The 12,413-nt window shown below is 38.8% G+C and carries 10 protein-coding genes and 1 pseudogene; 8 read left to right on the top strand and 3 right to left on the bottom strand.

Translation table 11 applies throughout. The annotated features are described in order from the left end of the window. The first annotated feature begins 88 nt into the window (after window positions 1-88). Window positions 89-490, top strand: coding sequence for a YugN-like family protein (locus CRO56_RS19630; protein ID WP_097160328.1), 402 nt, complete (start codon window positions 89-91; stop codon window positions 488-490). On the opposite strand, the gene CRO56_RS19625 is transcribed toward CRO56_RS19630, so the two are convergent. Both CRO56_RS19625 and CRO56_RS19620 read right to left on the bottom strand, forming a co-directional pair. After that, window positions 463-1,485 carry a potassium channel family protein gene (locus CRO56_RS19625; RefSeq protein WP_097160327.1) on the bottom strand — a complete coding sequence of 341 codons (1,023 nt, stop codon included), beginning with the start codon at window positions 1,483-1,485 and terminating at the stop codon, window positions 463-465. The genes CRO56_RS19630 and CRO56_RS19625 overlap by 28 nt on opposite strands. A gap of 139 nt (window positions 1,486-1,624) precedes the next feature. After that, window positions 1,625-2,236 carry a DedA family protein gene (locus tag CRO56_RS19620; RefSeq protein ID WP_097160326.1) on the bottom strand — a complete coding sequence of 204 codons (612 nt, stop codon included), beginning with the start codon at window positions 2,234-2,236 and terminating at the stop codon, window positions 1,625-1,627. 338 nt (window positions 2,237-2,574) lie between these two features. Between CRO56_RS19620 and CRO56_RS19615 the strand changes: the two genes are divergently transcribed. From CRO56_RS19615 to CRO56_RS19590, 6 genes are all read left to right on the top strand, one after another. Next, window positions 2,575-3,312: a LytR/AlgR family response regulator transcription factor gene (locus CRO56_RS19615; protein ID WP_097160325.1), complete on the top strand. Its 738-nt coding sequence runs from the start codon at window positions 2,575-2,577 to the stop codon at window positions 3,310-3,312. A gap of 137 nt (window positions 3,313-3,449) precedes the next feature. After that, window positions 3,450-5,255, top strand: a complete 1,806-nt coding sequence (locus CRO56_RS19610) for a carbon starvation CstA family protein (protein WP_097160324.1) — start codon at window positions 3,450-3,452, stop codon at window positions 5,253-5,255. Window positions 5,256-5,596: 341 nt separating this feature from the next. Continuing rightward, window positions 5,597-6,430, top strand: a complete 834-nt coding sequence (locus tag CRO56_RS19605; RefSeq protein WP_097160323.1) for a basic amino acid ABC transporter substrate-binding protein — start codon at window positions 5,597-5,599, stop codon at window positions 6,428-6,430. A 156-nt stretch (window positions 6,431-6,586) separates the two neighbouring features. Next, window positions 6,587-7,243 carry an amino acid ABC transporter permease gene (locus CRO56_RS19600; RefSeq protein WP_097160322.1) on the top strand — a complete coding sequence of 219 codons (657 nt, stop codon included), beginning with the start codon at window positions 6,587-6,589 and terminating at the stop codon, window positions 7,241-7,243. Next, entirely contained in the window at window positions 7,240-7,962 is a 723-nt protein-coding gene (locus CRO56_RS19595) for an amino acid ABC transporter ATP-binding protein (protein WP_097160321.1), read from the top strand. Before CRO56_RS19600 ends, CRO56_RS19595 begins: the two co-directional genes overlap by 4 nt. 519 nt (window positions 7,963-8,481) lie before the next feature. Then, window positions 8,482-9,504 (top strand): S8 family peptidase, encoded by a 1,023-nt coding sequence (locus tag CRO56_RS19590; RefSeq protein WP_097160320.1) that lies wholly within the window; start codon window positions 8,482-8,484, stop codon window positions 9,502-9,504. Between the two features lie 278 nt (window positions 9,505-9,782). Here CRO56_RS19590 and CRO56_RS19585 read toward each other — a convergent pair. Then, window positions 9,783-10,585: pseudogene (locus CRO56_RS19585) on the bottom strand (transposase). A gap of 385 nt (window positions 10,586-10,970) precedes the next feature. Between CRO56_RS19585 and CRO56_RS19580 the strand changes: the two are divergent. Next, window positions 10,971-12,236, top strand: coding sequence for an ATP-binding protein (locus tag CRO56_RS19580; protein WP_097160319.1), 1,266 nt, complete (start codon window positions 10,971-10,973; stop codon window positions 12,234-12,236). The last annotated feature ends 177 nt before the right edge of the window (window positions 12,237-12,413 follow it).

Raw genomic sequence — 12,413 nt, 5'->3', positions numbered from 1 at the left:
GAACCGTCCCTATGTTGCAAAAAATAAATAATCCCCTGCTCAATCGGTAACACTAAACACAGGTAAATATTGAAAAGGGGTTATTTATATGATTGAAATTCCATCCAATTTAGAAGGGAAGCACTTTTCGCTCTATCGGCTTGAAGACAAACTGAAGCCAAGGGGCTATACAATCGGATCGAACTGGGAATATGATCATGGTTATTTTGATTATTTAATCGATGATCGCGTGGGCTATCAATTTCTCCGGATTCCTTTTAGAGCCATAGATGGTCAGCTTGATTCTTTGGGTACTACAGTAGAAATTGGAAGACCGCTGCTTCTCTCTCATAAATATCAGCGCGGATTGGATGAGGAGGCAGATACCGGTCTTTTGTCTGGGATGACCAATCAGTTTCAAGAACCGGTGGATAAGGATGCCAGCTTTCCAAAAGAATATATCGATCTCGGCAAGTCATTAGTTCAGGAATTAGAAGACTTGTTTTTATAATGACCACGAATTAGTAATAATTCGTCTCCCGTTTCCACTTTCGTATCAAAAGGAGGGTTAACTAATGTTTCCCCTCTTTTTTTAATTCCGATGACTAGCATTTCATCCTGAAAAAATTTCTGAATGATCATAGAAAAAGGGAGATCAATCAGATCATCTGGAAGCTCGATAAATTCTACCTTGCTTCCATGATGTTGGGTTAATATGGAGGAAAGCGCTTTTGAAATACCGTGATTGACCAGCGTATTCATTAATACTGACCCGGTTAAATAATTGGATTCGATAATTTCATCTGCTCCAGCCCTAATCGCATTATTAACCTGCTGTTTTGTTAAAATTTCCACGACACAATAAATTTCTCTGTTACACCCTTTTACAGCGATAAGCTGAAGGATGGTTCTCATATCCGACTGAACTTCACTCACACTGGGATCGGCTGTAATAATAACTGTATGGGCCTCATCAATGCCAGCTTTTTGTAAAATATGATCCTGGTCTGCACTTCCATGGATAAAATGAACATGAATATCAGGCATTGGTTTTTCCCGTAATGTATGATCGATTAAAACAATGCGGAGTCTTGGATAAAGCTTCGTCATTTCTTTGATGATATACCGGCTTCTTTCATTCCAGCCGACAATGATCATATGGTCTTTCTTGCCAACATAGGCGACCTTTCCTTCATTCACCGCATTTTGTCTTTGAACAGCCGTAGTAGCGAGCGATACAAAATAGGTAGAAACAAATCCGGCTCCAACTACAATAAGAGCAATACCGACCATTTTTCCTTCAAAAGTTGTTGGCACAAAATCTCCATAGCCAATCGTTGATGCGGTTATAATGGCCCACCATATGCCATCAAAGATGGTGGGAAATACATTTGGTTCAACAAAATGAATCACAATTCCAAAAAAAACAATGGAAATTGAAGCGATACATAGGACACGTCCCACTAAGGGCAACCTTAAAAAAAGCAGAAAAAACCGATCAGTCAAAGGAACCCCTCCTCATACATCCTTAACATTATGGACATTTGTTGGTTGATTCATAACGGGAGACATGAGAGGGGAGGAGATTCTTCTTTAAGATAAAAAAGGAGCAACCACCCTATAAGTGATAGCTCCTTTTGCACATTTAGCTTCGAACTCTGCGTTTTCGAATATATAAAACAACAACCGCTATAAATAGAATCGCCAATAGCACATAAACTACATTGGAATAGATGTCCATATAGTGGACAATCGTCTCCCATGAAGCCCCTACTGCCGCACCGATATTAACAAGAAGGATGTTCCAAATTAACGTTCCCAGTGTTGTAAATACTAGGAATATCCAAAAATTCATATTGGACATCCCGGCTGGAATTGAAATCAAGCTTCGAATTAAAGGAACAAGACGACAGAAAAATACAGTCCAGACGCCATATTTATCAAACCATGCATCCGCTTTGTGAATATCTTCTTTCGTAATCCTTAAAATATGCCCCCATTTATCCACAATTTTCTCTAATCTTTCCACATCAATTAGTAAACCAATCCCGTAGAGAATGATGGCTCCTCCAACAGAGCCTAGAGTTGCAAAGAGGATGACCCCTGTTACTGTTAAATCAGTCTTAGTTGTCATAAATCCTCCAAACGTTAAAATAACCTCCGAAGGGATAGGGGGGAATACATTTTCAAGAGCAATTAGGAACAATATTCCCCAATAGCCGAATTGCTCCATAATATCGGTAATCCAGTTCTCCATTTCGTCCACTCCTCTATTATCCGATCATCTATCAGGAACAGAAATATTTTACCTGTTCTTTTTTATATCACGCCTAAAAAATAGGAAAATCTTGCAAAATAGATTATTATTAAAAAACTATACCTTAGGATTATAATATACTATAGCTGTTACGTACAAAGACAAAATAAAGTGTCAAAAATTACTGTTTTCCACAAGTTTAAAAAGCATATCATATTTCGGAAGACTAAAGGGAGATTTTCTAAAGAAAAAAATGATAGTCTACTAATGTAGTAAAATCTTGATACAGAATTTTAGATTTTCCCAAACCTTTTTGCGGGAAGGAGGGTTTCGAAGAGATGTTGAAAGTCTATATTGTGGATGATGAACCATTTGCGCGTGATGAGTTAAAATATTTGCTGTCTCGAAGTAAGCAAGTAAATATTTTAGGAGAAAGCAGCTCTGTTCGAAGTGCAGCGAAAGAAATTCCGGAGCTGATGCCAGATCTTGTATTTCTGGATATTGAATTGGCTGGAGATAGCGGCTTGAATTTAGCCAAACAGCTTGAATCACTTGAACCTTCTCCTGCTATTGTCTTTGCAACTGCATATGATGAATATGCCGTGCGGGCCTTTGATTTAAATGCAGTGGACTACGTGTTAAAGCCGTTTGATGAGGAACGGATTCAGAAGACACTGGATAAGGTTAAAAAAATTAGGGAAATCGAGAATAAGACGATTCCTTTTCACCCCTCTATTAAAAACGACCGTAATGGAAAAATCGCTGTTTCAGTTGATGAAAGGATTGTTTTAATTTCTTTAACGGACATTCTTTATTTGGAATCATTTGAAGGAAAGACTACGATCAAAGCGGTCAAACAAGAATACACAGTGAGTGATGCACTCGTCTTATTAGAGAAAAAATTGAGCCATAACCAATTTTTGCGCGTTCATCGAAGTTATATAGTTAACATGGATTATATTGCAGAAATTGAGCCGTGGTTTAACTCTACCTATAACTTAATTCTGAAAGACGGCTCGAAAGTCCCGGTAAGCCGAACCTATGTAAAGGATATGAAAAATTTCCTTGGCATTTAATAGATCTTGCATTTCATTTTTATTTTTCTGTAAACCATCATGCAATTTACGTATTTTATTTTGAAAACAGGTTTTAAGCGTTTTCATTTAATATGATAGATGTTGGTTATAAAAATGATGGGGAGGGAAACGGTAAAATGAATGCGGTTACAATTGTTATTGGTTCGATCTGTATCCTTTTAATTGCTTATCGTCTTTATGGTACGTTTATGGCGGCAAAGGTATTAAAGATCGATGATTCAAAACCTACACCTGCACATAAATTAGAAGACGGAAAAGACTATGTACCCACCAATAAATGGGTGGCGTTTGGTCACCATTTTGCTGCAATTGCTGCGGCGGGGCCGTTAGTAGGTCCAATTTTAGCGGCACAGTTCGGTTATTTGCCAGGATTATTATGGCTATTAATTGGTGCTGTTATTGGGGGTGCTGTCCACGACTTAGTTGTCCTTTTTGCGTCCATGCGCCGAAATGGAAAATCGTTATCAGAGGTAGCAAAAGAAGAACTAGGTCCTGTAGCAGGATTTTGTGCAGGCTTAGCTATGCTGTTCATTATTACGATTACAATGGCCGGTTTGTCACTTGTCGTTTTAAGTGCATTAGAAAGAAACCCTTGGGGAACCTTCGCCGTAGGAATTACGATTCCGATCGCGATGGCAGTAGGTTTGTATCACAAAAAGACAGGAAATTTAAAAATAGCTACAACTGTCGGATTTGGACTTATATTATTAGCTGTTATTTTTGGTCACAACATCCAAGGCACATGGCTTGGAGATTTATTAACGTTTGAGAAAAGTACACTGGCAATTTTATTACCTGCTTATGCATTTTTTGCGGCTGCGCTGCCTGTCTGGTTACTGTTGGCGCCGCGCGATTATTTAAGTACTTTTATGAAAATTGGGGTATTTGCAGCCTTAATTATTGGGGTATTCGTGGTAAACCCTGCTGTTCAATTCCCTGCTTTTACAGAATTTATTAATGGCGGCGGTCCTGTTGTGGCCGGACCAGTATGGCCATTCATTTCAATCACGATTGCCTGTGGAGCCATCTCAGGCTTCCATGCATTCGTTGGTTCTGGAACAACACCAAAAATGATTAACCGCTGGAGTGATGCAAAGGGTGTTGCATTTGGCGGAATGCTGGTTGAATGTTTAGTTGCTGTAATGGCTTTAATAGCAGCTGTATCCTTACAGCCAGGAGATTATTTTGCGATTAACTCAACACCGGAAAGATTCGAACAGCTTGGAATGGAAACTGTTCATTTAGCAGAGCTAAGTGAAAGTGTTGGAATGGATCTAGAAGGAAGAACGGGTGGGGCCGTAACTTTAGCCGTAGGGATGACTTATATCTTCACGGAAATTCAGATTTTTGAAAGATTAGCTTCTTATTTCTATCAGTTTGTTATTTTATTCGAGGCTGTCTTTATTTTAACAGCAATCGACGCGGGAACACGGGTTGCGAGATACCTGATCCAAGATTTCTTTGGGGATTTCGTGAAACCATTAAAACGTACAGACTCGCTTTCTGCTAACATTATCGCGAGTGCATTAGCTTGTCTTTTCTGGGGATACCTTCTATACTCAGGAGATATTAGTTCCGTATGGGCACTCTTTGGGGTATCGAATCAGTTAATGGCATCGATTGGTCTCATTGTAGGAGCAACTGTTATCCTAAAAATTGCGAATAAGCGCTGGTATATGTTAACTTGTCTTGTTCCGCTCGCATACCTATATGTGACTGTAAACGTAGCAGGATTCTGGATGATTCAAAATGTTTACTGGAATCCAGAAAATGCTGGATTTAATGTATTAAATGGTATTCTATCTATTATCATGCTTACCCTCGGTGTAGTGATCCTGGTTGCATCGATTTATAAATGGAGTAAGCTTTGGAAGATTCCACAGAATGAACTGGTTGAACAATCTTATCTAGAAGTTTCATAACTTTTAATACAGTCTTACAAAAAACAGCACTTCATTTATATCGACATAGATGAGGTGCTGTTTTTGCATTTAGATATATCTGAATTTTCTGTGATGTATTATTTGTGAATAATAATTTACTAATCTAATATTCTGAATAATATTATTTTATATTGACAAAACTCATCACTATTGATTTTAATCGATATCCTTTTGTTATTTCAATATAATACCAATTTAATGCACTAAAGTGAGTATTGCATAAGTAAACAAGATGCCGTATAGTTTAAATATAAAAAAATATTACTAAAGTAGTAGTGCTTCTTGAAGGAAGCTTAAAATAATAGGAAGGGGAACATGAAATGAAGAAAAAACCATATTTTATTTTTTCCATTATTACATCACTTATGCTGCTTTTAGCTGCTTGCGGGACCGCAGATGAAAACACACAATCAGGTTCCGGAGCAGAAGGCGATAACGCACCTGAAACTAAAACATTACGGGTGGTTACAGATGCAGCTTATGCTCCTTTTGAATCCCTCGAGGGTGATAAAATTGTCGGTTTTGATATTGATTTTATCAATGCAGTTGCTGAAGAAGCCGGATACGAGCTAGAAATTGAAAATGTTGGCTGGGATCCGATTTTCGTCGAAATTGAGTCTAAAAGAGCAGATTTAGCAGTATCTGCTATCACGATCACTGAGGAAAGAAAACAATCCTATGATTTTTCACATCCTTATTTCCTTTCAACTAATAAGATCTTAGTGCCTGAAGATAGTGATATTCAATCTGCCGAGGATCTCAAAGACCAGGTTGTTGCTGTACAAGGGGGAACAACTGGTGATGCAGCAGTGGAAGGATTACTTGGTAAAAACAATACGAATATCAAAAAATTCGATAATAACAATCTCGCCATTCAAGAATTACTCCAAGGCGGGGCAGCTGCAGTTGTGGCTGATAACACAGTTATCGAAGAATATGTCGCTAATAACCCAGATCAGGGACTTAAGGTAGTGGAAGATACCCACGCATTTGAACTAGAATTCTATGGAATTTTGTTCCCGAAAGACAGCGAATTGAAGGCTGAATTTGATGAAGCCCTTAATACTGTATTTGAAAACGGAACGTATGCTGAGATTTATCAAGAATGGTTTGGTTCTGAACCGGATATTGAAACATTACAATCACAACAATAATTAAATAACAAATAAAATTGCGTAACTTCCATTAAAGTTACGCAGTTTTATTTAAAATCATGATTCATAAAGATATACCACTTAGTTTAGGATCATATGTTAATAAGATTTCAATTTGAATGTTTGTGCTTTCGTAAGATGTAAGGGGGATGTCTAGTGAATTTCCGTTGGGACATTATTATTGAATATATGCCATTATTATTAGAAGGAACATTGCTTACATTAGGTCTATCTTTAGCCGGAATTCTGATAGGTACTGTATTAGGACTGTTAATAGGGTTAGGGCGAATTATGAGGAACAAGGTATTGGCCTTTCCGTTTGTTTTTTATATTACTGTTTTTCGCGGGACGCCTTTACTCGTACAAATTTTTCTAATACACTTTGGAGTTGTTCCCTTTTTTACTGGAGAAACAAATGGGATATTAGCTGGGGTTCTTGCATTGTCGCTTAATGCAGCAGCCTACATTGCGGAAATTTTCCGGGCCGGGATCCAATCGATTGATCGCGGGCAAATGGAAGCCGCCCGCTCTTTAGGTTTTACCCATGGCCAATCGATGCGTCATATCATTTTGCCGCAGGCTTTCAAACGCATGATTCCTCCGCTTGGCAATGAATTTATCATCCTATTAAAGGATTCTTCTTTGCTTGCTGTAATCGCAACACCAGAGTTAATGTATTGGGGCCGTGCCATGGTAAGCCAGTACTATAAGGTCTGGGAGCCGTACTTAGCTACAGCATTTATCTATTTAATCCTTACGATAGGTCTTAGCTTCTTGCTAAATCTGCTAGAAAGAAGGCTGAAAACAGAATGATCCGTGTAGAGAAATTAAAAAAGTCATTTGGTAATCATGAAGTCTTAAAAGATATAAATGTATCGATTGAACCACAAGAGGTTGTGGTTGTCATCGGACCATCTGGGTCAGGAAAGTCAACTTTTCTAAGATGTATCAATCAGCTAGAAACGATTACATCTGGCCGTATCTTTATTGAAGGTGTCGATACAACCGATAAAAAAGTGGACATCAATAAAGTACGGACAGAAGTAGGGATGGTTTTCCAAGGTTTTAATCTGTTTCCGCATAAAACCGTATTAGAAAATATCATGCTTGCGCCGATAAAAGTTAGAAAGGTCACAAAGGAACAAGCGGCTCAAAAAGCACGCGAGCTATTGAAAAAAGTCGGACTCGTAGAAAAAGAAAATGCCTATCCCGACTCACTTTCGGGCGGACAAAAACAGCGGGTTGCGATCGCAAGAGCCCTAGCGATGGAACCGAAAATTATGCTGTTTGATGAACCGACATCTGCGCTAGACCCTGAAATGGTCGGGGAAGTATTAGAAGTCATAAAACAGTTGGCCAAAGAAGGAATGACGATGGTCGTCGTTACACACGAAATGGGCTTTGCAAAAGAAGTAGGTGACCGTGTCATCTTTATGGACGAGGGTTACATCGTCGAAGAAAATGTGCCAAAAGAGTTATTCGAAAACCCGCAGCAAGAACGGACAAAACTGTTTCTGAGCAAGGTTTTATAGGGGAACAGTCTAAAGATTGCGAACCGTTGATTAGAAGATTAATTTCTTTTATACCTCCATATTCAAGAAAGGATAACGTGCGATAAATTGGGAATCCTACCTTTCGGGTGATGATATGGAGGAATCCAAAAAGCAATACATTGCGTTCGCCATTTATTTATTATTAGTAGTTATTATGGCCTTTTTGATTTATTGGTTAGGGGATGTTCCTTTTTTGTTTAAGCTTCTGAAATAAAGAACAATAGAAAAATCACCTCAAAAGGGAGGTGATTTTTCCGTTTATTCTGCTAAAAAAGTAGTGAAAAAGACAGCTGTTGCTACCGGAACTCTATGACAAAAGAACTGAATTTTCAGTTTTCTATCAATTATTGAGAAAGATTTTGATATATTAGTAAAAAGGGGGAATAGACCCTTTTGCAACATGCTGATGGACAAGAGCGATGGGCTAGCAGTCTGATGGGGTAGCGATGTTTTCAGCTAGAGTAGCTCCGAAAAAATATCTAGAGAGGGGAAAATCTAATGGCGAAAGAAAAGCGGTTGATTCCTTACACAGTTCTAGAGATTTTGGACAAGAAGATGGAACAAGAAAGCATTCCAGAAGGGATTGATTTGATTCAGGCCCCATTAGCATGGGAAAAAGGAAAGTACGGGGAAGGAATTGTCGTTGCTGTACTGGATACGGGAATTGATAAAGAACACCCTGACTTGAAGGATCGAATTATTGATGGTAAGGATTTTACAGGAGCCGGAGATTACCATGATGATAATGGACACGGAACACATGTCAGCGGTACGATTCTTGCAAGCTTAAATGATGATGGTGTAGTAGGGGTTGCTCCAAAAGCTAGCATACTCGCATTAAAAGTATTAGATGCGGATGGAACAGGAAATCTCGAATGGATCAATGCAGCGCTGGAGTATGCAATCAATTGGAGAGGTCCAAATAAAGAAAAGGTTTCTGTCATCTCCTTGTCTCTTGGCGGACCTGCTGATGAAGAGGAGCACAGGCTTCTTCAAAAGGCGGTGCAAAATAATATTTTAGTAGTTTGCGCAGCCGGAAATAGCGGCGATGGCCGCGATGATACCGATGAAATGGATTATCCGGGTGCCTATCCGGAAGTTGTGGCTGTCGGTGCAGTAGATTTAAATAAAAATCTTGCTGAGTTTTCTAACACCAATGATGAAATTGATCTGGTGGCTCCAGGGGTTGAAATTATTTCAACCTATCCAGGCGGACGATATGCTAAAATGAGCGGAACTTCCATGGCGACTCCGCATGTGAGCGGTGCAGCAGCTCTAATCAAAATTATTGCTGAACAGGAATTTGGCAGGGAGCTAACTGAAGCAGAGCTGTATGCTCAATTAGTCAAACAAACAGAAGACTTAGGATTAGATAAAAGAGCACAAGGAAATGGATTTTTAAATCTTAAAGCTATTGGTGCTCAAGAGCCAGGTCAGCCAGGAACAGGTAAAGAAATAACTATTACGATTGAATCAGAAAGCTTAGAGCTTCCGAAGAAGACAGTAGTTGTAACATATTAAAGGTGACTCCGCTAAAAGCGGAGTCAGATTGTCGAAAAAGGTTTCTCGGCAATTTTTTATTTTGTCTATGTCTAATTTACGATTTATTATTTCATAGCCTATGCGAACTGGCCTGTTGATTTCCTCTCCGGGCACTCGCTTTCCGCGGGGAGGTCCTGGAGCCTCCTCGGCGCTTTGGCGCCTGCGGGGTCTCCAGTGACCTCTCTATCCCACTTTCCACTGCTACAATATAGATTTTAATAAGGCAGTGGAAATGAGTCGAGTGCCCTCCGCTCCAATCAACAGGGGATAATCAACCTAATGTATTGCAACGCATTTTCTAACCTTGCCAAGTGTGTTGCAATCTTTTTTATATTTTGGCAGGCTGCCGTAAGGAGAGCCTGTTCACTTGCCTTCTTCAATCCCCGTAACCGGCAGTAGCGAAGCCCGTGCAGCTCTTTTGAGTCTGCGAAGCTTCGCTCAATTTTTTCTTTTCTAAATTTATAAAGCACTTTTCCCGATTTAGATAAGCGATTTAACCTGACCTTTTCCTTGTGCTCCTCCCATATATGTCGTGTTACCATTTTTACCTTATTTTTTGACTGTGTACATTGGGATAGTAGTGGGTAGTTACGACACTTCTTTGAATCAGACTTGTATTCTTTATAACCTTCAAGAGCAGTTGTTCTATATGTTAATTCTTGATTATTAGGGCAAATGTATAGATCTCGATCTTTATCATTCTTGAAAAATATTCGTATCCTTAAAACGGTGTTGACGATTCCAACTAATCGTAGAGTGATGTGGAACTGCGTCCTTAAATTTCAAGCCTACAAACCAGCGATAGGCAACGTTTGTTCTTTTTTCCCTTTCTAATTGTCGTTCAGATCGAATGCCACAAAGATAACCAATAAACATCATTTTAAAGAGAATAAGAGGAACGGTAGGACGACCGTTATTATCGCTATAATAAGGACGGACTTTTTCAAGAAGGAACGAAAAATCAATATATTAATCGATCAAACGAAGCAGGTGGTCGTCTGGAACTAATAATAGAAACAAATTCATATTCACTTTGGCTTGACTCTTTTGGCTTAAACATTGTATTCACCACTTATTTTATTATTTATTGTTTGAGTTGAAGAACTGTATTGATACCGCCATGTTGATTGGAGCGGAAGGCGCGAAGACTCCTGCGGGAGTACGGGGCAGGGGAGACCCCGCAGGCGCCAAAGCGCCGAGGAGGCTCCCCGGCACGCCCGCGGAAAGCGAAGCGCCTGGAGTGCAAATCAACACCCTGTTCGACTGCCTATACATGAATGATATTATAATAAATTAACGCGGTGAATTGTTAAAGTCAATAAACAAAATAAAAGGCTATCGAAAGTTTTTCTACAGCCTGGAGTTTTTTTATGTTCTCTACGTATTGCTCTATGATTATGGTACTATGTGAAGTGAAGTTTTTACCGTGTTAGGAGATAAGTATAGTGAAGTATACAGGAAGAGTCTGGGCTGTTGGGTTAGTCCTTTTTTCAGGAATCATCTTTAAAATAAATTCTTATTTGTTACTCGGCTATATTCCCATTATGGAATGGGTTTTAAATGCTCTCTTCATTCCGCCGAGTTGGTGGTGCGGCTTACAATACGATAAAGCCAAGTATTTTGCAAAGGAACTTAAGAAAAAAGAGGAAGAGGTCAATAAATTATTAGTCAAACAATTAGAAGATACCGAGCAAAGATTTAAATCTTTGTTTTTTTATAATACTGATCCGATTTTTACATTAGATCTCAGTGGGAGAGTTATAGATGCCAATCAGGCAACCGAAAAATTAAGCGGATATACAAAGGAAGAACTGAAACAGAAGAAGTGGGAAGACATTATTTTACCTGAATACCTGAATCGGCATAAAAGTTATTATCGGAAGGTTAAAAAAGGGTATCCTCAGGAATTTACGATTGCAATCGAACACAGGGATGGAAGAAAAAGAGATATATTAGTTAAAATGATTCCGATTACTTCAGATAATCATTTTATTGGGACATATGAAATTGCCAAGGATATTACAGAATCAAAGCTTGCAGAAGAAATGATAAGAAGATCAGAAAAACTATCAGCCGTAGGACAATTGGCAGCAGGAGTAGCTCATGAAATACGCAATCCATTAACGACACTTCGGGGGTTCATCCAGCTGCTTATTTCTGATAAAGAAAAAGAATATGGCGAAATCATGTTAACCGAAATTGATCGGATTAACCAAATCGTCAGTGAATTTTTGATTCTTTCCAAACCCCAGGTTATTAGTTTTGAACAGAAAAATATAATAGAGATATTGGACAATATTATTTCCTTACTGCAAGCTCAAGCGAACTATAAAAACATTCAAATCATTAAAGACTATGAAATTGATTACCTGGCGATTAAGTGTGAACCAAACCAATTGAAACAAGTGTTTATCAATCTATTGAAAAATGCGATAGAAGCGATGCCTGATGGCGGTGAGATAATTGTTAGAATGAAAACACTGGATCTAGGTTTGGTTTGTATCTCCATAATCGACCAAGGTATCGGGATTGCTGAGGATCAAATTCCAAAACTCGGCGAACCCTTCCATACGACGAAAGAGGATGGGACGGGGCTCGGCTTAATGGTATGTTTTCGAATCGTAGAAAATCATGGCGGGAAAATGGAAATCTGCAGCCAGCTAAATAAAGGAACATGTGTAGAAGTGAGTCTGCCTGCCAATGGCAGGTAAAATAAATCAAACAGTGAGATCGACATGATAGATGGACTATCCATTACATGTCGATTTTTTATTTTCCTTAGTGAAATAGGAAAATGGTCATTAATATAGATTTCCAACACTACATATAATTTCCAATGTAGCCAATTGGACTACTTTTAAGCATTCCTATTTTACCAAGATTTATAG

Origin of the sequence: Bacillus oleivorans, from assembly GCF_900207585.1 — a bacterium.
Classification (GTDB): Bacteria; Bacillota; Bacilli; order Bacillales; family JC228; genus Bacillus_BF; species Bacillus_BF oleivorans.
The sequence above is the reverse complement of the archived record's forward strand: the minus strand, read 5'-3'. Positions and strand labels throughout refer to the sequence as shown.

Coding starts and splice junctions, on each gene's coding strand:
- CRO56_RS19630 (WP_097160328.1), top strand. CDS start 89: ATGATTGAAATTCCATCCAATTTAGAAGGGAAGCACTTTTCGCTCTAT.
- CRO56_RS19620 (WP_097160326.1), bottom strand. CDS start 2,236: ATGGAGAACTGGATTACCGATATTATGGAGCAATTCGGCTATTGGGGA.
- CRO56_RS19615 (WP_097160325.1), top strand. CDS start 2,575: ATGTTGAAAGTCTATATTGTGGATGATGAACCATTTGCGCGTGATGAG.
- CRO56_RS19610 (WP_097160324.1), top strand. CDS start 3,450: ATGAATGCGGTTACAATTGTTATTGGTTCGATCTGTATCCTTTTAATT.
- CRO56_RS19605 (WP_097160323.1), top strand. CDS start 5,597: ATGAAGAAAAAACCATATTTTATTTTTTCCATTATTACATCACTTATG.
- CRO56_RS19595 (WP_097160321.1), top strand. CDS start 7,240: ATGATCCGTGTAGAGAAATTAAAAAAGTCATTTGGTAATCATGAAGTC.
- CRO56_RS19590 (WP_097160320.1), top strand. CDS start 8,482: ATGGCGAAAGAAAAGCGGTTGATTCCTTACACAGTTCTAGAGATTTTG.